We start from the raw sequence: 24,294 nt of genomic DNA, 5'->3' as shown, positions 1-24,294 counted from the left end.
TTGGAATAATGAAAAAAATTATAGCGGTATTATTTATTGCCTTGATTGCAGCTGCAGGCTGGTATTTCTTTTTGAAACCAGGAGACTTTACTGCTCGAATCAAAGCCAAAACTACCCTAGGCACCATAGAGCAATCTATAAAAAACTGGAAAGACGGAGCTCTTATTACTGATGTAAAACTAGGAGAGGAAAATATCCAAATTACTCAAGAATTCACAAGGCAAGACTCCACTCATATTTATAAGTGGCATGTAGCTAAAATACACGACTCGCTTTCTGAAATCACGGTACACGTAACAGATCCTATACATTCATTAAGTAACCGTTTACAAGGTGTTTTTAAAACTACAGACTTTAAGAAAAGTGCCACGGCAACAGTTTTAGAATTTAATGAACTACTGCAAGATCACTTAGATAGAATTACAGTAACTATCATAGGTGAAGAAGAGTTACCAGCAAAGTTTTATGCCTATACAACGTTAGAGGGATTACAAATTCTCAAAGCTGGCGGCATGATGCGTGACATAAACCACCTACAGGGCACAATGGCGTCTTATAACATAGCACTTGATGGTCGGCCATTTGTACAAATCACAGACTGGAACCGTGATACAGATAGTATAAAATATCACTTTGCTTTTCCTATAATTGAGCGCGACTCGCTACCCGAGGTAAAAGATATAAAGTATGGATCAAGACCCGCGACAAGAGCTATTAAGGCTATCTATAATGGCAATTATATTACTTCAGACCGCGCTTGGTATGCCTTACTTAATTATGCAAAAAGTAATAACATCAACGTAGATCCAAAGCCAACTGAAGTGTTTTATAATAATCCTAACATGGGTGGAGACGAGAGCAATTGGAAAACAGAAATCTACATGCCGATAAAGAACTAGTATGTCTGACTTTTTTGATGACCAAGATTTTGTCTCTATAGATTTCACCCTACAATCCTTTAAAAAAGGTGAGTATGACAATTGCACATTTACAGACTGTAATTTTGAAAATCTTCATGTCTCAAATACAAGCTTTCTTGAATGTACATTCATAGATTGCAATCTTACTAACGTAAAATTTGGCGGTACAACACTCAACCAAGTTACTTTTGAGTCGTGTAAATTACTAGGCGCAGATTTCAGTGTTTGCCAGCCGTTTATGTTGGATATACGCTTTCGCGAAAGCATACTACAGCTAGCAAATTTTACACAATTGCCTTTAAAAGGAACATCTTTTACTTCTTGCCAAGTTACCGAGGTAGATTTTACTAATGCAGATTTATCGCAGGCTACATTCACTGGGTCAACATTGAGTAAAACTATTTTTGATAATACAAATCTTACTAAAGTAGATTTTATAGAAGCGCTCGATTTTACTATTGACACTACGAATAACAATATGAAAGGCGCTATGTTTTCTAAAGACAACTTAGAAGGACTCGTAGCACACTTACAGCTCAATCTTAAGTGAGATTTGTAATACATAAAAGGGGGTAAATGCCCCTACTAAAAATCTATCCCTCAAACTATATTTACATCAATAATCAATGAGGGATTAAATTGGGGGATTTATAAACTCATATGGCCACACTAACGTGTGGCTTTTTATTTTATGTACCTTAGTTATGGAAAAACACAACTATGCGTAACATACTTTTTGGTGCAATACTCACCTTACTTATTGTTTTTGGCTTACGGTATTGCGAGCATACTCAAAGTGAGAAAGAACAGCTACGAGCAAACACCGCTCTTATAGAAAAACAAATCAAAAATGTAGGTAAGCTCATTGTTACAGAAGGTAACTATGCACAAGTCTTTACTTATGAAGATTCAAAAAAATTCTATGTAGATGTGCTATCTGCTACAAAAAAAGCACTGGTTGTTGTAAATGCAGAAGCAACCATCGCCTACGATCTTTCTAAAGTTACTACAGAAATCGATGAGCTCACAAAAACTGTTCGCATTACTAATATTCTAGAACCTGAGTTAAAGATTAATCCTAATATAGAATATTATGATGTGCAACAAGACTACCTCAACCAGTTTAATGCTCGAGACTATAATATTATAAAGTCACGCGTACAAAATAGCCTTGAAAAGGAAATTAAAAATTCTAACCTGTATACAAATGCACAAAACAGACTCATCTCAGAGCTTTCTAAAATTTATCTTCTTACTAGCTCGCTAGAATGGACGCTAGAGTATAATGGCAATATTATAGATGAAGCAAACCCTATTAAACCTTAACAAACCAGTTTTATAAAATAAAAACGCATCATAAAGTGAATCTCTATGATGCGTTTTTAAGTATATTAAAAATGACTTATGCGCTTACTGTTTGCTTATTACCGTTTACAATAATATCTAGTGCTTCTCCGCTCATAAGTGTAAATGCCGTCTCACTTTTATTGACCTCAACCTTAAGAATCTGTCCTCTAAAATTTACTTTAAATGAATAAGCTTCCCATGCATCTGGGATTTTAGTTTCAAAAGATAGCGTATCATTTTTCACACGCATTCCCCCAAAACCTTCTACCACACTCTGCCAGGTTCCAGCCATACTCGTGATATGTAAACCTTCTTCTACTTCTTTATTATAATCGTCTAGATCAAGCCTTGATGTGCGTAAGTAGAATTCATATGCCTGATCCATTCTTCCTAGCTTAGCTGCTTGTATAGCATGCACACATGGCGACAGCGAACTTTCATGTACCGTAAATGGTTCATAAAAATCGAAGTGCTTTTCTAGATTTTCTTGAGTAAAGTGGTCCTCAAAGAAGTAAAAACCTTGTAATGTATCTGCTTGTTTAATGTAAGGCGAACGCAAGATGCGATCCCAAGACCATTTTTGATTAATAGGTCGGTTTAATTTTGGTAAATCTGCTACGGTGATTAACTCTTTATCTAAGAAACCATCTTGTTGTAAGAATACGTCATGCTCTTCAGAATATGGGAAATACATCTGTTCTGCAGTAGATTTCCAAGAGAGCATCTCGTCATAAGACAGATGAGTTTTACCAGATATACGTGACCAGTCCTGCTTTTGAGTGTCTCTTATCAATTCAGCTTTCGCGAAAGCGAACTCCATACACCACTTTGCAATATAGTTTGTAAACCAGTTATTGTTTACGTTGTTTTCATATTCATTAGGCCCTGTAACTCCTAGAATCACATAGGCATTCTTAGCTTTAGAAAAAGTAGCTCGCTGTCTCCAGAAACGTGCTACGGCTATGATCACTTCTAGCCCCATTTCTGGGATATAAGTAGTATCGCCTGTGTAGCGTTCATAGTTATAAATAGCATATACCATAGAGCCGTTACGGTGTATTTCCTCAAAGGTAATCTCCCACTCGTTATGGCACTCTTCCCCATTCATTGTGACCATAGGGTATAATGCCGCACCTCCTGAAAAGCCAAGCTTCTCTGCATTTTCAATGGCTTTATCCAGCTGATTATAGCGATAGGTGAGTAACTGCCTAGCTACTTGTTGATCCTTAGTCGCCATGTAAAATGGAATACAATATGCTTCTGTATCCCAATAGGTCGATCCTCCGTATTTTTCACCTGTAAATCCTTTAGGACCTATATTAAGGCGGCTATCTTGTCCCGTGTATGTCTGATTGAGATGAAAGATATTAAAGCGTATACCTTGTTGCGCCTTTACATCACCATCTATGGTGATATCAGACATTTCCCAAGTTTGTACCCACGACTCTTTTTGAAGTTGTTGTAAGGCTTCAAAACCAATTGCAGCTACTTCATTAATTACTGTCGTAGCAGCGTTTACAAGATTATCTTGCTCATGATTAAGGCTACTTACATAACCTCCTAATTTATGAATACTGAAGGTTTCTCCTTGAGAGATTTCTGTTTCATAAATATGTCCAATATATGTTTCTGTAGTAATAGTACGCTTTCGCGAAAGCGCAACTTTTCTACCATCTATATTAAAGCTATTATGCATCATAGTGCACACGTGGAATTCTGTTTTCATGGTGTGTGACGTAATAAAAGCCATATCACCATCCTCTGAAACCTCTAGCGTGTTCCAAAACTTATCATCCCAATTAGAATCTTCATTAGTTATGCCGCTATCTAAATACGGCTCATAACTTATAGTTGCATCCTCATTAATAGGTGTTACTTCGTAGTTAATAGCACCCACCTCATCCATCTTCATACTCAAAAAGCGTGTAGACTTTACTGAAATCTCTACATCATTTTGTAAGGTCGCTTTGAAGCTTCTGTACAATACACCGCTTTTCATATCAAGTTCGCGACGGAAATCTCTTACCTCTTTACACGTATGTAAATCTAGGCTCTCACCATTTACTGTTACTTTTATACCTATCCAGCTAGGAGCATTGAGCACCTTTGCAAAATATTCTGGGTATCCATTTTTCCACCAGCCTACGCGGGTTTTATCTGGATAATACACACCTCCTATATAGCTTCCTTGAAAAGTGGCTCCGCTGTAATCTTCTTCAAAATTTGCGCGTTGTCCCATAGCTCCATTTCCTAGTGCCATCAAGCTTTCTGAAGATTTTACATTATCCGGATTCCATCCCTCTTCTATAATGGACCAATGATTTGGTGTGATATAATCTATATGCATACTCTCAATAAAATTTTAAACAATAATGCTCTACTTATAAATTGGCACTGTAAACCGTTTACTTAAATAACTGTTGTGTTGTAGTACTCTTATGCCTCAATAAGTGACTCTAAAAATGCATCACTCATTTCTGTAAAGTCTGTAAAAACATGATTTGCCTCATGTAATACATCTTTTTCTCCTATACCTATACTTACCATTCCAGCAGCATTTGCCGCCTGTACTCCCGCAATAGAATCTTCAAAAACGATACAATCTGTACGTTCAATTTTTAAAGCTTCTCCTCCTTTTAAAAATACTTCTGGATCTGGCTTTGCAGCCGTCACATCATTACCATCTACTATAGCTTCAAATTTCTGTATAAGATTAAGCTTTGTTAAGATGGGCCTAGCATTTTTACTAGCACTTCCAAGAGCGACACCTTGATTTCTTTCATGTAAAAAATCTAATACACGCACTACATCTGGAAGAATCTCACTATCATCCATTGCTTCTATATACTTGAGATATTCTTCATTCTTCTGTATAAGCCAGCGTTCTTTTTGTTCTTCTGTAGCCTGGTAAGAAGCTAGATCTAAGAGGATTTCAAGTGAGCGCACGCGGCTTACTCCCTTAAAAAGTTCGTTCTGCTCTTCGGTGAAATCAAAGTTCATTTCTTTGGCAAGATTACGCCATGCGAGGTAATGAAACTTTGCTGTATCTACGATGACTCCGTCTAGGTCAAATAGGAATGCTTTCTTTTTCAATGTTAAGTTATTTTCGTGCGTATTGCTTTTTAATGAAAGGCAAACGCTTGTGTTGATTTTCATTTTTTCGCGAAAGCGATACTATTTAATTCGCTTCGTACTTTCTCGTTCTACAAGGCTCGTTTCTATGTAAGCCGTTGTGTACTCTTCTATCTCCTCTTCCGGACGTTCTAGTTTATTAATGAGAAGCTCTGCTGCCTTACGCCCCATTTGCTCACCGTGCTGACTTACCGTAGTCAAGCTAGGTACAAAATGCTTAGACAACTCACCATCTGAGAAGCTCACAATACCAACGTCATTAGGAATTGATTTACCTGCCTCCATGATATACTTTGCAGCAGTTACTGCAAAAATCTCATTTATGGTGAACACGCCATCTATGTCCTTTCCCTTTAAGAAATGCTTGATGCGCGCCATAGTCTTATCACTAAGGTCATCTATTGCGTCTAACTTTAAAATAAGATCTGTGTCTATTTTTATTCCTGCAGACTCTAGTGCTTCTATGTAACCTTTGGTTCTTAGTTTACCTATTGTTATATAATCATCTGTAGTAATGATTGCAATTTTTTTACATCCTGTTCTTATAAGATGATTCACTCCTAGTTTTGCACCTTCCCTATCATCTATGAGTACTTTATCACATGGGATTTCATCCACAATACGGTCAAACATTACGACTGGCATTCCTTGATCAATAGCCTCTGTAAGGTGTCTAAAGTCATCCTTTTGCATAGTCTCCTTAGACAGAGATAGGATGAAACCGTCTGTACTTCCATTTGCGAGAAGTTCCATATTAAGAACTTCCTTGTCAAAATCATTATTTGACAGCGTTATAATTACATTATAATTATGCTCCCTAGCCATTTGCTCAACCCCTCGTATCACCGTGGTAAAAAAGTGGTGTACAATCTGTGGTATAATTATCCCAATTGTGCGCGTCTTCCTATTTTTAAGACTTAATGCAATATTATTAGGCTTATAATTATAGAGTTTTGCAAAGGCCTTGATCTTCTGGCGAGTGTCCTCACTTATCTCTGCACTATCTCGCAATGCTTTAGAAACAGTAGAGATAGAGACGTCAAGTTCTTTGGCAATTAATTTTAAGGTGAGTTTTCTTTTCATAATGGTATTGTAAAAATAGGATTACTAGTGGCTAGAGTACAATTTAGTTAAAACCTTTTGGGTACGAAAACGATGTATTCTTAATAAGTTATTATTATTTACACGAATTTGTTATTTTTCTTTCTACTTTAAAGCATTTTATGCAAAATACGAGTTTGCTTACAGCACCTTTAAAAAACACGTTTTTTGAAAAAATACAACTCATAATAAGTGTTAACTATGCTACTAATCAACTAAAACACTTAACGTTACACCATTAACGCTATATCACCTATATGAAAGAAATTACAAAATGGAGTATCACAGTAGCCCTAGCCGGATTTTTATTTGGTTTTGATACTGTTGTAATAAGTGGGGCAAATTCTCCTGTTAAAGAACTATGGAACTTATCTCCATTCATGCACGGTACCTTTATCATGAGTATGGCTTTATGGGGAACGGTAGTAGGTTCTTTACTAGGTGGTTTTCCCACCAAAATATTAGGACGTAAAAAAACGCTGTTCTGGATAGGTATTTTATTTTTTGTCTCTGCCTTAGGGTGTGCACTTACTCAAGACCCTTATACCTTTTCTGCCTTTCGATTTATAGGAGGCATAGGTGTAGGAGTATCCTCTGTGGCGGCTCCTATTTATATCACAGAAATAAGCTCGGAGTCTAACCGTGGTAAGCTGGGAGGTTTATACCAATTTTGGTTAGTTTTTGGTATTCTCATAGCCTTTGTATCAAACTGGTTACTCAAAGGTGTAGATGGCGCAAATGACTGGAGATGGATGCTTGGTATAGAAGCAATACCTGCGCTTATTTATACACTTATGGTAATGAAGGTTCCTAATAGTCCGCGATGGTTAGTTTTACAAAAGAAAGACGATGCAGCAGCGATGCTCGTGCTGCAAAAAATATATAATGGAGCCGCTTCTGCACAACAACGACTTGAGGAAATTAAGCTAGACTTACAACAAAAAACAAGTTCAGAAAATCTATTCCAAAAAAAGTACGCTCGTGTATTATGGTTAGGATTTCTTATCGCATTTTTCAATCAACTATCAGGAATCAACTTTGTGCTATACTACGCGCCTCAAATCTTAGAACAAGCAGGTTTAGGGGGAGCCGAGTCACTTTTTAACTCCATCTCTATAGGGATTGTAAATCTCATCTTACTTTTATAGGAGTGCGTTTACTGGATAAATTAGGAAGAAAACAGCTTATTATTATAGGTTCCATAGGCTACATCATAAGCCTAGTTATGGTAGGTATATGTTTCCAGATGGAGCTAAGCGCTACACTACTACTTATATTTATTTGCACATTTGTTGCATCACACGCTATAGGTCAAGGAGCTGTAATATGGGTATTTCTCTCAGAAATATACCCAAATCGCGTGCGAGCCTATGGTCAATCATGGGGAACAAGTACCCATTGGGTATTTGCAGCTATCATTACACTCGTAACACCATTCTTTATAGATGATAAAGAAGGGATCATGAGGGACAATCTTTGGAATATTTATTATTTCTTTGCAGGTATGATGGTACTCCAATTGATATGGGCAATTATATACATGCCAGAAACAAAAGGACGTACCTTAGAAGAACTAGAAAAAGACCTCGTAGACCATGCCAAATAATCCACTTAAAGTTGCCTGTTATGGCGAAATCCTCTGGGATGTATTTCCAGATAAAAAACACCTAGGTGGCGCTCCACTCAATGTGGCATTGCGCTTACACTCTTTTGGAGTAGATGTAGCTATGATTTCCACACTAGGTAATGATGCTTTAGGCAAAGAAGCACTTGCCGAGATTAAAGAGCTTGGCCTAAAGACCAAATATATTCAACGCAATGATAAACCTACGGGTCAAGTAACCGTTGCTCTTGATAAGAAAGGTGTTGCTTCTTATGAAATAGGAGACAATGCTGCTTGGGATGCAATTGCATGGACAGAAGATAATGTAGCAGCAGTCACAAATGCAGACGCCTTGATTATAGGCAGTCTCGTTTTTCGCGAAAGCGTAAATCTAGACGCTATGTTACTTGACACAGAAGAAGAGATTACACCTCCGGTAAATCTGGAAGCGATAGAGGTACTCATAGAACGATCTAAGTTTACAGTTTTTGACTTAAATCTTCGTGCTCCCCATTACGATCTTGAGGTCGTTGTAGGGCTTATGGAAGCGGCCGATATGATAAAGCTCAACGATGAAGAGCTAGAGCTTGTTGTACTAGCAATGGGTATAGAGGCCGAGACGCTGGAAGATGAGCTCAAAATGCTTAGTGCAATGACAGAGACTCCTACCGTTTGCGTTACACTAGGTTCAGAGGGAGCGATGTTACTACATAAAGGTGGCATCCACACTCAAGTAGGTTTTAAAACTAAAGTGGCAGACACCGTAGGCGCAGGAGATAGTTTTCTAGCAACCCTAGTCTTCGGTTTATTATCTGGAGAAACGGCAGAAGATGCACTTGAGGTTGCTTGTGCTATGGGTAGCCTAGTCGCTAGTAAAGCTGGTGCAAATCCAACAGTGCATAATGATGAAGTAAATGACTTACTTGATGATGTTTAGTAATTACGCTTTCGCGAAAATTTGAATTCAACACACTTAGTACGCATACAAAACAACAAAGCCGACTTTTTAAAGTCGGCTTTGTTGTTTATAAATATGAAAGTTTACTGCAAAAGAAAACCTCCCAATTTCTTGAGAGGTTTTTGTACGGGCGAGAAGACTCGAACTTCCACACCGTGAGGCACCAGATCCTAAGTCTGGCGTGTCTACCAATTCCACCACGCCCGCATTTCAATACATCGTCACGTAATAACTTCGTAACGGGGTGCAAATATAATACTTTTTTTCAATCTCAAAATAAATAATTAAAAAAAATAACATTTTATTTCCGCATTTTAGGAGGACACTAGAAGATTTTAGCGCTAGATTATTGACTATGAGTTAAATGAAAAAATTACCTAATAGTCAGATTTTCTGAAAATACAACAAGTGTATCTGTCCCACTTCCTGTTAATCGTTGCGCGTATATTTCTATAAAATCTCCACTGTCCATAGTAACAACAGTATTTATAGATACAGACTGTATTTGTGCATCACTTACAATGAGCACTAGAGCATCTGAGTCATCTACTACAACGCCATTTTTTGCAATAATAAAACTATAAAAGTTATCTGCAGCGCCTGAGACGCGCACGGATAATGATGCACTAACTTGAAAATTTCTAATTTTCTTACCTTCATATATCAATCTATTATTTGCCGTATTTGACTGAAAACGAAATAACTCTGTATTATCAAAAGCTCCATTACCTACTATTGGAACCGCTGTACTACTAGTTATGCTTTGAGAAAATCCAGTAGTTATTGCCGAAGTACTGTAAAAATTGGCAGTAGATTGATCATCAGTCTCTGTAGGAATACCTGAACAGTTAACGTTCCAGTCTGTAGTAAAACTAAAATCTGTATAACTTCCAACAGTATAACCAGACACTAATGTTCCAGCACCTACAAAGCTTAGTCCATTTAAACTAGCCTCATTTACGATTGTAGGGTTTGCACTTACATCTATTCCTACTTCACCTGCGTCTGCCTCTATCCTACCACTAGCAATTTGAAAATTATCAAAAGTTCCTGAAACAGTTGCAAATGTTCCTGAATTAGAAGTAGTCCAAAAAACATTACTCATAAAAAAAGAACCAATATCAGAGAACTCAAAACCATCATTATTACCCACGTACTGTGTAATACTAAAAAAAGCTGTTCCTAGAGAATGTAATGTCCCCATAGTACTAGCTCCAGTAAACACAGTGCTATTAACAAGTAATAGGTCTGACCCTGTTCCTGTAATATCAAAAACAGGAGCGCTTCCTCCTGATATGGTGAGATTTCTTATTCTACCTGGAGACCCTTGAAAGAGTGCTACGCCAGAAGCATTAACTAATATATCTTGTGAAGAATCAACACCTTCGATATAAGCTCCATTCATATTTATAGGAGCATTAAAAACAATGGCTCCATTGATTTCATATAGAAAATTTGAGCTCAACAAATAGCTAGACCCACCTCCGGCAGCTAGCTCTTCTGCCAGATCAGATATATCCTTGACTAGCTTATAATTTTCTCTAGAATTATTAATACTAACTTTTTGCCAAGCACCTCCATAGTAATAAAATGCATCCAAAGTAGTATCATATACTAATAACCCTTGGGCTGGACTTGGTATAGCCAGTCTTTGGGTAGTAGTCATTCTAGGTGTTAAAAGACCTCCTACTTCAGATTGTATATCAAGAACCGAAGAAGGGTCAGGACTAGTTGTGTTGATTCCAACCTGCGCTGTCATATTCAATGTTAAAAAACAGCCCAAAAAAGACAAAAATGTAATTGTATACCTCATGATGTTTTTGTTTAAATGTAAATTTTAACACTAATAACCACGTTGTAATTAACACTTTAATCGATGAAATGCACAATATTTTATTATTTCAAATAAAAATGCATTTTTATATTGATTTGTTACTAGTAATATTTTCAATAAAATTGACGATATGAACGAAAGATTTATGACTTATAAATTCCAAGCTCTTATAGAACTACTCTTATTTGTACTTTTGAAAAAATTACTATTTGATGAAAAATTCTAAAGAATATATAGCTGAACATAAAGATCGATTTTTAAACGAACTTATTGAGTTATTAAAATTACCAAGTGTAAGTGCAGATCCAGCATTTGCCTCCTCTACTAAAGAAACAGCACAAACTGTAGCACAGAGTTTACGTGATGCTGGTTGCGACACAGTAGAAATTTGTGAGACCCCTGGATACCCAATTGTGTATGCAGATAAGATTATAGATAAAAACTTACCTACAGTTCTTGTGTATGGTCATTATGATGTACAACCAGCAGATCCTATAGAACTATGGGATTCTCCACCATTTGAACCTATAATTAAAAAAACAGATAAACATCCAGACGGTGCCATCTTTGCACGTGGCGCTTGTGATGACAAGGGGCAAATGTATATGCACGTAAAAGCGCTTGAGTATATGGTTGCAAATGATAGACTTCCTTGTAATGTGAAGTTTATGATTGAGGGTGAAGAAGAAGTAGGAAGCGCAAACCTTGCTTGGTATGTAGAGCGCAACCAAGAAAAACTTGCAAATGATGTTATCCTTATTTCTGACACAGGGATGATTGCAAATGATATTCCTTCTATTACAACAGGTCTACGTGGCTTGAGCTATGTAGAAGTAGAAGTTACAGGACCTAACCGTGACTTGCATTCTGGATTGTATGGAGGTGCTGTGGCAAACCCTATTAATGTCTTATCAAAAATGATTGCCTCACTACACGATGAGAATAATCACATCACTGTAAAAGGCTTTTATGACAAGGTAGAAGAACTCACACAGGCAGAGCGCGATAAAATGGGCGAAGCACCCTTCTCACTAGATGAGTATAAAAAAGCGCTAGATATAGACGCTGTGTATGGAGAAAAAGGTTACACTACAAACGAGCGTAACTCTATACGCCCTACCCTTGACGTAAATGGTATCTGGGGAGGATATACTGGAGAAGGAGCCAAAACAGTGATTGCAAGCAAGGCATATGCAAAAATATCAATGCGACTAGTCCCACACCAAGAGTGGGAAGAAATCACAGAACTATTTAAAACGCATTTTGAGGGTATTGCTCCAGCAGGCGTAAAAGTTAAGGTAACACCTCACCACGGAGGTCAAGGTTATGTTACTCCTATAGATAATGTGGCTTATCAAGCTGCCGAAAAGGCGTATGAGCAAACTTTTGGTAAAACACCTATCCCGCAACGTAGTGGAGGTAGTATTCCTATTGTGGCGCTTTTTGAGAAAGAGCTTAAAAGTAAAACAATCCTTATGGGCTTTGGTCTCGACAGTGATGCGATACACTCACCAAACGAACATTTTGGCGTATGGAATTACTTAAAAGGAATAGAAACCATCCCTTATTTCTACCAGTATTTTACAGAGATGAGTAAATAGTACTACATCTTATTTAATTAAAAACGCTTTGGTAATTTACAGATTACTAAAGCGTTTTTTTATATCAATATTTTAAAAAAAACGAAGCCATACAATAGACAGAAGCCTATTCCCTACTGATATGAACGAGGGTAATTACGCTTTCGCGAAAGCGCAAAAAGACACACTTACAGACACTTATCTTAAAATATTTTAACTCTACACTTGTAGAATTAAAATATTATTCTACATTTGTAGAGTATATTCTAATACTGTAGAACATTATGGCACTATCCACTTCTGAAGAACAGCTTATGCAATTGCTCTGGAAACAGGAAAAGGCTTTTATGAAAGATCTCATAGAAGCATATCCAGACCCAAAGCCAGCGACGACGACAATCGCAACGCTACTTAAGCGTATGCAAGACAAGAAGTTTGTAGATTATACACAATACGGCCGTTCTAGAGAATACTTCCCTCTCGTAAAGAAGACAGACTACTTCTCAAAACACGTAAATGGCCTGATTAAAAATTTCTTTAATGATAGCGCTGGGCAGTTTGCTTCATTCTTTACCCGTGAGACAGATCTCTCACAGCGAGAACTAGAGGAGTTAAAACAAATCATAGATAACCAACTTAAAGCCAAAAAGAAATGATACTCATCTATCTCTTAAAAAGCGCTTTATGTTTAGGCATCCTATTTGGCTTTTATAAGCTAGCGCTAGAAGGAAAAGCGATGCATCACTTTAAAAGGTTTTACCTCCTGGCAAGTCTTGTGTTTTCATTTACCATACCGCTTGTAACCTTTACATACCAAGCAGCAGAAGCACCGCAGATTACTCCCATATTTCAAGAGTATGTAGAGACAGTTTCTGCTCCAAACCAAGTGCCTCAGGTTACCGAAGTAGATTACACAAACACCGTTATCTGGGGAATATACCTTCTAGGAATATTCATTTTTGGAACACGTTTTATTGTAAATCTTGTGCGCTTAAAGCGAAAGATACATCAGGCAGAGCTTCACCCATCATCACACTTTACGCTTGCCCTATTAGAGCAAGTGATGGTACCACACTCTTTTCTCAAGTGGATTTTTGTAAACAGACAATCATACACACAACAGGAAATAGCCCCAGAAGTACTTGCTCACGAGGCAACTCACGTGCGCCAAAAGCACTCCCTAGATATTATTGCCATAGAGTTTATACAGGTCATTTTCTGGTTTAATCCGCTGGCGTGGCTCTTTAAAAGTTCTATAAAATTAAACCACGAATTTCTAGCAGATCAAGGTGCTATAGCAGATAAAAGTAATATTGCTATATATCAAAAAATACTCTTAAGTTATGCAAGCAGTACTCATCACACTGCGCTCGAGAGTCCTTTTAATTATTCATTAACCAAAAAACGAATCGTTATGTTATCACAATCATTTAGTCGTAAAAAAGTAGTGCTGCGCGCATTGCTACTCATTCCAGTAGTTACAATTTGCCTACTACTCTTTAATCAAGGTATCATTGCTCAAGAAAAACCTAAAGAGCAAAAGGCACCTCAAACCTCAACATACGCCACACAGTTTGTAGAAGGAGCAGCACGTAATGGGAAAAATGCACTAGTTATAGAGGTACGAAATGATAGTATCTATATAAATGGACAATATAGTCCGCTTGACAGCTTTCGCGAAAGCGTAGATAACATCACCGCACAGTGGACAAATGAGGAGTTTGCAGAGCCGGTAAGATCTATGATCTTTAAGGGTAACTCAAAAGAGTTTATAAATAAAGCCGAAGCTGTTTTTAGACAAACGCAATTGTATAAGGCAAATAACAGTCTACGCCTTATCCCGCCAGCGCCTCCTGCTCCACCGGCAACTAGAGGAGAGCTTCCTCCACCGCCACCGCCGCCATCTCCAGAAGAACATTTACTTAAAATGCACAAACTGGGTAGCCTTTTTATCTATAATGGAAAAGAAGTAACCTATGAAGAAGCTGTGCGTCTTGCAAAAGGTGGTGTAACAGAAATTAAAACACCGTATCCTTACAGCAAGCCACCCAAAACTTTTATAGGAAGCAAGGATAATAATGTGCCACAAAAACCAGCAATTAAAAAAGGTGATACTCTAACAATCACTGTAACTGATACTGGTCAAAAAGCACTAGCTGTGATGAATAATAACAAGAATGGAGTTATTATAGATAAGCTTCCTGAAAATGCAGGAGTTGATGGACGCCAATTAGAAATTTACAATCGCCTCACATCAAAATATAAAAACAAAACTATTGAACAAATTCCTGCTGCTGATTTAAAAACAATTCAAATTATTTATAATGATATGAATAATGAACAGATAGATAAAAATCAGCCTTATCCAATCAACCAAAAAAGCAATCATTTTGAAGTTAAAGCAAGTTATGATGAAGATGGTTCTTTATCAGAAGACGTTGAACAGCACGCCCTAAATGGCGGTACTTTTGAATTTGAAGGAAAAGAAATCTCAAAAGAAGAAGCGATACTTAAATCTAAGGAACCTAATATTAGCACGCAGACTTCTACCTTACATAATAAAATGATTATCCATAAGGATTTACTTCAACAAAAAGTACTTTATTACTATAATGACAAGTTACTCTCAGACGACGAGATGATTGAATTATTTGAAAACCCTTTGTATACTATGCAGCTCATTTCAAAAGGTTCTGAAAAAGAGAAACCATCTTTCAAATTTGTGAAAATCAAAGAATAATTACAAGCTATACTTCACACAGCTTATTTCTTAAAACAAAGCCAATAGCAAAGCCATTAATACAGATATATGTAGCTTTGCGGCAATGGATTATAAAAAGGAAATAAGCTGTTTTTTCTTTGATCATTTTATTGATTGGGGACTATCAGAAACCTTCTCTAAGTATCTCAATGCCTTTGTACTAGGCATTATTGTGCTAGTGTTGGTTTTTCTGGCAGATATGCTCGTGCGTAAAGTACTGCGCAACCTCGCTGCATATATTTCAAAAAGTTCAAAAACAAATTTTGATGATCTCCTCATCAAAAACCGTGTACCTAGAAGACTAGCACACATACTCCCATTATACTTACTTATAGGAGCGCTTCCATTTGTACTAGATGATTTTCTTGAAATTGAGCACGTCTTTAGTGTCATACTCAATCTTATAGGAGTCATTCTTGCATTACGTATTATAAGAGCCCTTTTACACACCCTGAGAGATTACTTTAAAACGGTACCAGGTTTACGTGATAAACCTATAGATAGCTACATACAGGTCTTTATGATTTTTGCGTGGGTGTTTACTATATTCTATGCAATAAGTCTTCTCACGCCTGTATCACTAGGGCAAGCTTTGGGAACTTTTGGTGCCGCCTCAGCCATTATATTACTCATTTTTAAAGACACTATTCTTGGGTTTGTAGCAAGTATTCAGGTTGCTATAAATGATATGGTGCGCATAGGCGACTGGATCACTTTTGAAAAGTATGGAGCAGATGGTGATGTGGTAGAGATTAACCTCGCAACGGTAAAGGTTCAAAACTTTGATATGACCATCACCACCATACCTACCTACGCCCTTATCTCAGATTCTTTTAAGAACTGGCGTGGTATGACAGACAGTCCTGGTCGTCGTATAAAACGTTCTTTATATATAAAACAAGACAGCATAAAGTTTCTTACTGACGAGGATATACAACGCTTTAAGAGAATAGGACTCATCACAGATTACCTCACAAATATGGAGGAAAAACTGGCTCGCATTAACGAGCGAGATGATTCTGATAAGTCTATCCAGATTAATGGTAGCAACCTGACTAACGTAGGTCTTTTTAGAAAATATATGGAGACCTATATTCAAAACCACAGCGCCATACACAAAGAGATGCTTCTTATGTGTCGCCAGCTGGCTCCTACTGCACAAGGTATCCCACTAGAGGTGTATTGCTTCAGCAAGGACAAAAAATGGGAAAACTACGAGTACATAATGGCAGATCTTTTTGACCATTTTTTGGCCGCCGTACCTTACTTTGATCTTGAACTCTTTGAATACCCTAGTAGTCCTAATCGTGATAACTTTATAGACGTTTCTCAATAGGTTTTTTACGCTTTCGCGAAAGCGTAACACACACAACTGCAACAATCTCATATTTTATGAGTCTCTTAAAGCAAGAGACTCACCTACGCCTGCACCTTGTTGTGTAATACATACGAAAAAGCAGAAAACCGTCGTTGTAGTACTCCACACCCTCATCAATCAGCCGGTTGCATAACAACCACCCACTCAAAAACTAACTAAACGAACCGTATTATGATTCAATCCTTTTTTATTCTCTGCTCTGGTGCAGATCGTGACGTTTTAGACACCTGCTCTCGCGGAGAAAAGAATAAATATGCTGGCATAGGAGCTACCGTATTTTTTACAGCCGTACTAGCCACCATCGCAGCAACCTATGCGCTTTTTACCGTTTTTGATAATGTATATAGAGCCATACTTTTTGGTTTATTATGGGGACTGGTTATTTTTAATCTAGACCGTTTTATTGTTTCTACACTCAAAAAGCGAAACAACTGGTGGAAAGAATTTGGAATGGCAATTCCGCGCCTTATTCTTGCGGTAATTATTGCTGTGGTGATTTCAAAACCCTTAGAGCTTAAAATATTTGAGAAAGAGATAGACCGCGTGATGCTCAGTCAAAAAAATGAGTTCACCGTGCAAAATCAAGGCGAGATACTCGCACAATACACGCCAGAAATCAATAAACTGGATGCCCAAATAGCTGCCGCAAAACAAGAAATCACTTCCAAAGAAACAGAAGTAAATAACCTATATGAAATCTACATAGACGAGGCAGAAGGTACTGCTGGCACAGAGCTACTAGGCAAAGGCCCAGTCTATCAAGAAAAGCGAGATAAACACGATGCGGCTCTTGCAGAACTCACTACTCTCAAAGCCACAAATGCAGAAAAAATAGCACAAGCCGAAGCGCAAAAAATACAACTGCGCGACGAGTTCAACACTGCTGTAAGCACGAGTCAGCCCATTATAAATAACTTTGACGGATTAATGGCGCGCATAGATGCGATGAAAGAACTCCCGTGGCTACCCTCGTTGTTTATTTTCTTACTCTTTCTTGCCATAGAGACGGCACCTATATTTTCTAAGCTCATCTCGCCTATGGGTGAGTATGATATAAAACTTGCAGACCACGAGCTCACCATAAAAGAATGGAGTGCACAAAAAGCCTTACAACGCAAGATACTTACCGAGACAGATCATATTGTAAATGATCGCGTGTATACAGATATCGCTCAAGATGAAGAGCTTTACAACTACAAGAAAAAGATGGCTAAAGAGATTTTAAAACGACAGCAAGATGCCTTCTACAGGCGGCAGACTAAAATTTTAGGATAGTCACATTTAGTCCTATGTGCTATAATGTATCTTTATAGGAAATAGGCTTATTATGAAAATCGTTATCACGCTCTTGCTTGCTAGTTTCTTATTAATAAATTGCCAGCAACAACCTACAGTTGCTCAAAATAAGGCAGCCATTACAGCTGTGTTAAGAGCACAACAAGAAGCCTGGTCACAGGGGGATCTAGAAGCTTTTATGCAAGGCTACTGGAAGAGTGATTCCTTAAAGTTTTATGGAAGTAAAGGCCTTACCTATGGGTGGGAAAACACACTAGCAAATTATAAAAAAGGATACCCTACGCTAGATCACACAGGTGAGTTGCAATTTGTGATAAATGATATGACACTCATAGAAGAAAACGCTTATTACGTGATGGGAGAATATCATCTCAAACGTAAAGTAGGAAATGCAGACGGTGTTTTTATCATCATCTTTAAGCGTATAAACGGCGTTTGGAAAATTGTAGCAGATATGTCTTGCTAGAAGGTAAATCGCATCTGTACATCGATCTCTTCTTCTTTTACAGCTTTTGCTGCATCCTTCTTTTTACGGTCTTCGGTATTGAGGTTAGATAGTGAGATGCCTAAAAGACGCACGCTATTTTTCATTTTTTCTTGATACAGTAAATCCTTTGCGGTTTCTAGTATGATGTCTTTAGACCTCACGTATAAGTCCAGCGTTTTTGAGCGGGTCTGGAGTGTAAAGTCTGAGTATTTTATTTTGAGAGTAATGGTCTTACCTGCTACTTTACTTTTTTCTAATCTTCTCTCCACTTCTTCGGCTATATGTTCTAGCTTTTCAAGCATAAAAATCTCCGAAGTGATGTTTTCTCTAAAAGTGCGCTCCGCTGCAAGTGACTTGCGTATGCGGTTAGGCTTTACTTCGCTATGTTGTATACCTCTCACAATATCATAGTAGTAAGCTCCACTTTTTCCAAAGTTGTCACTCAGATATTCTTTTGATTTTAATTTGAGATCCATCCCTGTAAAAATGCCGTGTAGATACATTTTTTCGGCAGTCTTTTTTCCTATACCGTAAAACTTTCTGATGTCTAGTTCCTCAAGAAAGGTGATTACCTCCTCTGGCGGTATGGTTTTCTGGCCATTAGGTTTATTAATGTCACTGGCAACTTTTGCAATAAACTTATTGATGCTTATTCCTGCGCTGGCATTTAGTCCTGTTTTTTCTTTTATGCGTTGTCGTATCCACGAGGCAATAACGGTTGCGCTAGGCATTCCTACTTTATTTTGGGTAACATCTAGGTAGGCTTCATCTAGTGATAAGGGTTCTACAAGATCTGTAAACTCGTGAAAAACGGAGCGTATCTGAGCAGAGACCTCTCGGTATCGCTCAAAGTTAGTCTTTACAAATATGAGGTCGGGACATAGTTTTCGCGCAAGCGCACCCGCCATAGCAGACCGCACGCCATATTTACGAGCCTCATAACTCGCTGCACTTACCACCCCACGCTCACCACCGCCACCTACAGCAATAGCTTTACCTCGTAAATCTGGGTTGTCCAGCTGCTCTACAGATGCATAAAATGCATCCATATCTACGTGAATTATCTTTTTTATAGGCAGCTCAGACATTGTATGCAAGTTACAAAGTACTCAGAAGGTTTTGTAGTATAAATCGTAACTTTGAGTATGTCTAAAACAGCAATCATACTCGGCGCCACAGGTCTTACTGGCGGACTTTTAACAGAGTTAGTCATAAAAGACCCAGCATTTTCTAAAGTGAAAATTTTTACAAGGCGGCCTACCTCTTTTACACACGACAAAGTAGAAGAGATTATTTGTGATTTACTAAACACGAGTACCTTCAAGGAGCAATTTACAGGTGATGTTATTTTTTGCTGCATAGGCACAACGAAGGCCCAAACGCCAGACAGGGAGAAATATAAAGCTATAGACTACGGCATCCCGATTGAAACGGCGCAACTGGCAAAGCAACACGGGATAGCAAGTTATATGGTTATTTCTTCTGCGGGAACTTCGGCTAAGAGTCCGTTTTTCTATGTGCGTACAAAAGGTGAGATGGAGCGCGACTTGAGTAAGGTAGGCATTGAGAACACGCACATTCTTAAACCTGCTTTTATAAATGGCCGCCCAGATGACGCTCGCAAAGGCGAGAAAGCTCTTAAAATGATGATGGCCGTTATGGACTTTTTTATGGTGGGACCGCTCAAAAAGTGGAAGTCTACACAAGCAAAAGATATTGCTAGAGCAATGGCACAACTTGCAAAACAAACAGTAACCCACACAGACATCACAAATATTGAGATTAAAGAACTAAGCAGTGCCTACCACGTTTAACCACATCACCGTTCCCTCCCAAGACCTTAAAGCCGCGATTGCGTTTTATACAGGCATTGGTATGGAACTTATTGAACACGAGCCTCAGCATCACGCACATTTTGAAAACAAGGAGCACGAAGTCATTTTTACAGCTTATTATAATCCCAAACTTCCAGAACAACCAGTAACCGTTTATTTTGAAACAGACGGTATTGAGGTGTTTGAATTACGCTTTCGCGAAAGCGTACTCAGCCCCACCATATACAGAGACTGGGGTGGAAAGGACTTAACACTACAAGATCCCGATGGGAATAATGTGGTGCTTTACCAAAAGGACACCCCTACGACCATAACTCCCTGGCAAAAATAAACGCTATGAACCTCAACCAAATCACCGTACCGTCACTAGATCTTGCAACTTCCATTTCTTTTTATGAGCAACTGGGATTGCGTCTTATTGTAAAAGCCTTGCCACATTATGCACGCTTTGAGTGCTTGGAGGGAGATGCTACGTTTTCTATACATCTTGTAGATGAGCTACCTGCAGGTGCTGGAGTAACGGTATATTTTGAAACAGAGCGTTTAGACCAAGAAGTGTCACGATTACAAGGGGAGAATGTTACTTTTGACCTATTGCCCACAGATCAGTCGTGGTTGTGGCGAGAGGCAAGACTTAAGGATCCAGATGGAAATCAAATTATTCTTTACTACGCTGGTGATAATCGCAAAAATCCGCCGTGGCGCATTAACTAAAGGCTAGATATAACAGCAATATTATGTTAGAAATAGAACGAAAATTCCTAGTAACCTCAGCAGCTTTTAAAGATGTTGCTCAAAAGGCAACTCGCATTACTCAAGGATATCTAAGTACAGATCCTGAGCGAACTGTTAGAGTGCGAATTAAAGGCGAGAAAGGCTTTCTTACGATTAAAGGAAAATCAAACGATAGCGGTACTACGCGTGTAGAAGTAGAAGAAGAAATCGCAGTAGATAAGGCGCAAACGCTTCTATCACTATGTCTTCCTGGAGTTATAGATAAAACACGTTACGAGTATACTGTAGGTAACCACACTTGGGAAATAGACGAGTTTTATGGAGAAAACGAAGGACTCACCGTTGCCGAAATAGAACTCAACGCTGAAAAAGAAGATTTTACAACACCAGAATGGATAGACAGCGAAGTGACAGGAGATAACAAATATTACAACTCGCAGCTATCTGAGAATCCATTTAAAACCTGGTAATATGAAAATTACATTCACTTTCTTAGTACTCGTACTACTATTAGGTTGTCAATCTAAGGTTGAGACAAACACTAGCGCAGTCGCAGCTTCACCTAGTAAAGCACAACAAATTGCAGATCTTAAAGCCAATGGTTTTGAGATATTCGACTATTACGATAATGATATTCAGGACACGGTAATTATGCAAAAGTATTTTCTAGCTTTTCTCAATACGGGACCTAATAGATCACAAGATGAGGAAGAAGCTTCAAAAATTCAAAAAGGACACCGCGCACATCTAGGTCGTATGTACGAGTTAGGCTATGCAGATATATCTGGACCTCTAGAAGATAGCTTAGGTATTACACAGGGAATTACAATTTACAATGTCCCAAACCTTGCTACAGCAGATAGTCTAGTACGCCTAGATCCCGCAGTACAAAGTGGCAAGCTGGTGGTTGACATAAAACCGCTTTGGGCTGGAAAAGGCTTTGCTTTGAGATAGACATTACCCTCTAGAAACCTCAACTTGCTTCTTGAGTTCATTACCCTGAGCATCTACTACGGTGAGTGTATAATTTCCTACTTCTGGTGCAATGGCTAGTTCATGAAAAACTTCTGTACTGCCTATAAAGTTATTGTCTAAATACCAGAAGAGCTTCGTCTCTGGATTGCGATGAGCTACTTTAAGCACCACATCATTTATTTCCGAATCAAAATTCTTAGGTAAAATAACGCCTTCGTTATTTTTGGGATATATAAAAACCATCGGTTGCTCTCCTGAGAATCCGCAATTAGGGAGATAGGGTGGTAACTCTTTATAATCTGGATGCTTTGCTGAATAATAAAAAGCTAATGAAGCCGGTAACGCAAAGTAATTCTTAGCCTTCATTTTATCGAGTTCATAACAATCAGAATTAACGCGATAGGTCTCACTATGATCTACATATACCTGTTTATGGTATTGACAGGCAGCACTATGCTTTCCAGCAACAGGAGCCAGAATACTTTCTGTAAGCGGGCAATAGACGCTCGCTTTCATTCCGCTTTTTGTGCATACATTTATTTCGGCAAGAGCATCATAAGGCGTGTCAAACCAATTACCGCTCATGGGTAAGCTACGAAGTATATCAAAAAACAATGGAGCCGCTGCTTGAATACCCGTGATGCCTGGTCTGCCTTCTCCATCTGCATTTCCCACCCAAACACCTATGGCATATTGAGGTGTAACACCAACTGCCCAGGCATCTTTAAAGCCAAAACTTGTCCCAGTTTTCCAAGCTATGGGCTGCGCATCTTCATAAAACTGCCAGTTCTCCTCACCATTAGGCCTATTTACCGTACGTAAAGTTTCTAACGTATTATATATTGCTCCAGCAGAAAAGACACTTGGCTCACTATGCAAACTCTCTTCTTTCTTATCACAGGTAGCACAACCCTTGCGCAACGTGTATTCCTCAAATGAAGACGCCGAGTACTCACTACTCGACTTATTAAATGTATGCAGCGTGTTTGCCATTCCTGCATAGGTTTTTGTCAACTCAAACAGGCTACTCTCTGCACCACCTAGTATCATAGCAAGTCCATAATGAGAAGCCGGTTTATTAATTCCGCCTAGGTTCATTTCCTTAAGATTGCCATAGAATTTATCAAGACCGTATTGTCGTAACAAACGCACAGCAGGAACATTAAGCGATCGAGCCAAAGCAACATCTGCAGCTACTGCGCCACTGTATTCATTATTAAAGTTTTGTGGCTGGTAATTATTAATACTCGTGGGAATATCTGCCACCAGCGTTTTAGGTAAGAGCATACCTTCATCTAGCATTCCGGCATATAAAAAAGGTTTCAGCGTGCTTCCTGTGCTTCGTGACTTTGTTACAATATCAACATCCTTTTGATGTGCCGCATCTGTAGGTGCGTTTCCCACATAACCCACTACTTCCTTAGTATTTACATCTATCACAACCATGGCAAGGTTGTAAATTTCATTCTGCTTTAACTGTCCGTAATGCTCTTTGGCCAGTCTATTTAATGAGCGTTGCAGTGGTGCTTTTATAGTGGTCTGGATGCGCTTTCCTTCAGACTCTTGTTTTATTCGCTCTACCAGGTGTGGCGCTAGTTGTGGTAATGGATAGGGTTTTCCTGGGAGTTTTTCAAGGAGTGACAACTCATAGGTTATCTCATCTATTTCTCCAGTTTCCCAGAGTTTTTTAAGGAGTTCATCACGCTTTCGCGAAAGCGTAACCTCATTTTTACCCGGTCGCACCATACTAGGATTGTTAGGTAAAACAGCTAGGGCAGCCATTTGCCCCCAGCTCAAACGATCTGCTGGAAGTCCAAAATATCGCCAAGCGGCAGTCTCTAATCCTACCACATTACCGCCAAAAGGCGCATAGGTCGCATACATATTAAGAATCTCATCTTTAGCATATCCAGCTTCGAGCCTTGTTGCCTTTATGAGTTCGACTAGCTTTTCCATGTAAGAACGTTCTGTTCCTTTTCTAGAAAGTCTAATTACTTGTTGTGTAATGGTACTGCCACCACGACGCTTATCTGTGGTGATATTTCCCCAGATTGCCTTCCCCATAGCCACGGGATTAAACCCGGGATGCGTATAAAAGTACTCATCTTCAAAAAGAAGAATACACTTCTCAAACTTTACAGGAACGCTTTCTAGCGCAGGAAAACGCCACTGCCCATCACCCGCAATACGCGCACCCAGTAATTCACCTTCTGCACTCTCCACCACCGTCGCATGCGGATCTTCAAACAATGGTGAAGGCAAGGAGAACAACCAATACATAAAAAATCCCGTCAATATAATGAGCTTGACTTTATGAGATTTTAAAAACTGTATGATGGAGGTTTTGGTCAT

At 38.6% G+C, this 24,294-nt stretch carries 21 protein-coding genes, 1 tRNA gene and 1 pseudogene; 16 read left to right on the top strand and 7 right to left on the bottom strand.

Annotated elements, in window-relative coordinates; translation table 11 throughout:
* Positions 1-8: 8 nt before the first annotated feature.
* From ACJJVU_RS03165 to ACJJVU_RS03155, 3 genes are all read left to right on the top strand, one after another.
* Positions 9-899: a GyrI-like domain-containing protein gene (locus tag ACJJVU_RS03165; RefSeq protein ID WP_405222228.1), complete on the top strand. Its 891-nt coding sequence runs from the start codon at positions 9-11 to the stop codon at positions 897-899.
* 1 nt (position 900) lies between these two features.
* Positions 901-1,470 carry a pentapeptide repeat-containing protein gene (locus ACJJVU_RS03160; RefSeq protein WP_405222225.1) on the top strand — a complete coding sequence of 190 codons (570 nt, stop codon included), beginning with the start codon at positions 901-903 and terminating at the stop codon, positions 1,468-1,470.
* A 170-nt stretch (positions 1,471-1,640) separates the two neighbouring features.
* Positions 1,641-2,246 (top strand): DUF4230 domain-containing protein, encoded by a 606-nt coding sequence (locus tag ACJJVU_RS03155; protein ID WP_405222223.1) that lies wholly within the window; start codon positions 1,641-1,643, stop codon positions 2,244-2,246.
* Positions 2,247-2,322: 76 nt separating this feature from the next.
* Here the strand turns inward: ACJJVU_RS03155 and ACJJVU_RS03150 are convergent, their stop codons facing one another.
* From ACJJVU_RS03150 to ACJJVU_RS03140, 3 genes are all read right to left on the bottom strand, one after another.
* Complete coding sequence (locus ACJJVU_RS03150) at positions 2,323-4,614, bottom strand: glycoside hydrolase family 65 protein (RefSeq protein WP_405222220.1); 2,292 nt, start codon at positions 4,612-4,614, stop codon at positions 2,323-2,325.
* An 89-nt stretch (positions 4,615-4,703) separates the two neighbouring features.
* The gene (pgmB, locus tag ACJJVU_RS03145; RefSeq protein WP_405222217.1) at positions 4,704-5,360 is read right to left on the bottom strand and encodes a beta-phosphoglucomutase; all 657 of its coding nucleotides are present in this window, start codon (positions 5,358-5,360) and stop codon (positions 4,704-4,706) included.
* A gap of 81 nt (positions 5,361-5,441) precedes the next feature.
* A complete protein-coding gene (locus ACJJVU_RS03140) occupies positions 5,442-6,482 on the bottom strand; it encodes a LacI family DNA-binding transcriptional regulator (RefSeq protein WP_405222214.1) in 1,041 nt (346 codons plus the stop codon).
* A 275-nt stretch (positions 6,483-6,757) separates the two neighbouring features.
* Here ACJJVU_RS03140 and ACJJVU_RS03135 point away from each other — a divergent pair.
* Together ACJJVU_RS03135 and ACJJVU_RS03130 are read left to right on the top strand one after the other, a co-directional pair.
* A pseudogene (locus ACJJVU_RS03135) lies at positions 6,758-8,106 on the top strand (sugar porter family MFS transporter).
* On the top strand, positions 8,096-9,040 hold the full coding sequence (locus ACJJVU_RS03130; RefSeq protein ID WP_405222211.1) for a carbohydrate kinase: 945 nt from the start codon (positions 8,096-8,098) through the stop codon (positions 9,038-9,040). The pseudogene ACJJVU_RS03135 and the gene ACJJVU_RS03130 overlap by 11 nt, the downstream one beginning before the upstream one ends.
* A gap of 146 nt (positions 9,041-9,186) precedes the next feature.
* Here the strand turns inward: ACJJVU_RS03130 and ACJJVU_RS03125 are convergent.
* Positions 9,187-9,268 (bottom strand) — tRNA-Leu (locus tag ACJJVU_RS03125).
* Positions 9,269-9,434: 166 nt separating this feature from the next.
* Positions 9,435-10,820 carry a cell wall anchor protein gene (locus ACJJVU_RS03120; RefSeq protein ID WP_405222208.1) on the bottom strand — a complete coding sequence of 462 codons (1,386 nt, stop codon included), beginning with the start codon at positions 10,818-10,820 and terminating at the stop codon, positions 9,435-9,437.
* A 287-nt stretch (positions 10,821-11,107) separates the two neighbouring features.
* Here ACJJVU_RS03120 and ACJJVU_RS03115 point away from each other — a divergent pair, with 287 nt between their 5' ends.
* The 6 genes from ACJJVU_RS03115 to ACJJVU_RS03090 all read left to right on the top strand — a co-directional run bounded on the left by ACJJVU_RS03115 (position 11,108) and on the right by ACJJVU_RS03090 (position 18,376).
* Entirely contained in the window at positions 11,108-12,496 is a 1,389-nt protein-coding gene (locus ACJJVU_RS03115) for a dipeptidase (protein ID WP_405222205.1), read from the top strand.
* 263 nt (positions 12,497-12,759) lie between these two features.
* Positions 12,760-13,131, top strand: coding sequence for a BlaI/MecI/CopY family transcriptional regulator (locus ACJJVU_RS03110; protein ID WP_405222202.1), 372 nt, complete (start codon positions 12,760-12,762; stop codon positions 13,129-13,131).
* Positions 13,128-15,215, top strand: a complete 2,088-nt coding sequence (locus tag ACJJVU_RS03105; RefSeq protein WP_405222199.1) for a M56 family metallopeptidase — start codon at positions 13,128-13,130, stop codon at positions 15,213-15,215. The genes ACJJVU_RS03110 and ACJJVU_RS03105 overlap by 4 nt, the downstream gene beginning before the upstream one ends.
* Before the next feature lie 85 nt (positions 15,216-15,300).
* Entirely contained in the window at positions 15,301-16,572 is a 1,272-nt protein-coding gene (locus ACJJVU_RS03100) for a mechanosensitive ion channel family protein (RefSeq protein ID WP_298352644.1), read from the top strand.
* Positions 16,573-16,785: 213 nt separating this feature from the next.
* Positions 16,786-17,889: a DUF4407 domain-containing protein gene (locus ACJJVU_RS03095; protein ID WP_405222195.1), complete on the top strand. Its 1,104-nt coding sequence runs from the start codon at positions 16,786-16,788 to the stop codon at positions 17,887-17,889.
* 52 nt (positions 17,890-17,941) lie between these two features.
* Complete coding sequence (locus ACJJVU_RS03090; protein ID WP_405222192.1) at positions 17,942-18,376, top strand: YybH family protein; 435 nt, start codon at positions 17,942-17,944, stop codon at positions 18,374-18,376.
* Here ACJJVU_RS03090 and dinB read toward each other — a convergent pair.
* Complete coding sequence (gene dinB / locus ACJJVU_RS03085; protein ID WP_405222189.1) at positions 18,373-19,485, bottom strand: DNA polymerase IV; 1,113 nt, start codon at positions 19,483-19,485, stop codon at positions 18,373-18,375. The two genes, ACJJVU_RS03090 and dinB, sit on opposite strands and share 4 nt — an antisense overlap.
* 57 nt (positions 19,486-19,542) lie before the next feature.
* Between dinB and ACJJVU_RS03080 the strand changes: the two genes are divergently transcribed.
* Genes ACJJVU_RS03080 through ACJJVU_RS03060 form a run of 5 tightly spaced genes read left to right on the top strand, consistent with a single transcriptional unit; the run spans position 19,543 to position 21,921 of the window.
* Positions 19,543-20,211 (top strand): NAD(P)H-binding protein, encoded by a 669-nt coding sequence (locus ACJJVU_RS03080; protein ID WP_405222186.1) that lies wholly within the window; start codon positions 19,543-19,545, stop codon positions 20,209-20,211.
* Positions 20,195-20,563: a VOC family protein gene (locus ACJJVU_RS03075; protein ID WP_405222183.1), complete on the top strand. Its 369-nt coding sequence runs from the start codon at positions 20,195-20,197 to the stop codon at positions 20,561-20,563. The genes ACJJVU_RS03080 and ACJJVU_RS03075 overlap by 17 nt, the downstream gene beginning before the upstream one ends.
* Before the next feature lie 5 nt (positions 20,564-20,568).
* The gene (locus ACJJVU_RS03070; RefSeq protein WP_405222180.1) at positions 20,569-20,946 is read left to right on the top strand and encodes a VOC family protein; all 378 of its coding nucleotides are present in this window, start codon (positions 20,569-20,571) and stop codon (positions 20,944-20,946) included.
* Positions 20,947-20,969: 23 nt separating this feature from the next.
* The gene (locus ACJJVU_RS03065) at positions 20,970-21,437 is read left to right on the top strand and encodes a CYTH domain-containing protein (protein ID WP_405222177.1); all 468 of its coding nucleotides are present in this window, start codon (positions 20,970-20,972) and stop codon (positions 21,435-21,437) included.
* Between the two features lies 1 nt (position 21,438).
* Complete coding sequence (locus ACJJVU_RS03060) at positions 21,439-21,921, top strand: YciI family protein (RefSeq protein WP_405222174.1); 483 nt, start codon at positions 21,439-21,441, stop codon at positions 21,919-21,921.
* A 3-nt stretch (positions 21,922-21,924) separates the two neighbouring features.
* Here the strand turns inward: ACJJVU_RS03060 and pbpC are convergent, their stop codons facing one another.
* Positions 21,925-24,294, bottom strand: a complete 2,370-nt coding sequence (gene pbpC, locus ACJJVU_RS03055) for a penicillin-binding protein 1C (RefSeq protein ID WP_405222171.1) — start codon at positions 24,292-24,294, stop codon at positions 21,925-21,927.

Origin of the sequence: Dokdonia sp. Asnod1-B02 (assembly GCF_045063955.1) — a bacterium.
Classification (GTDB): domain Bacteria; phylum Bacteroidota; class Bacteroidia; order Flavobacteriales; family Flavobacteriaceae; genus Dokdonia.
This window is presented reverse-complemented; position numbering and strand designations above follow the sequence as displayed.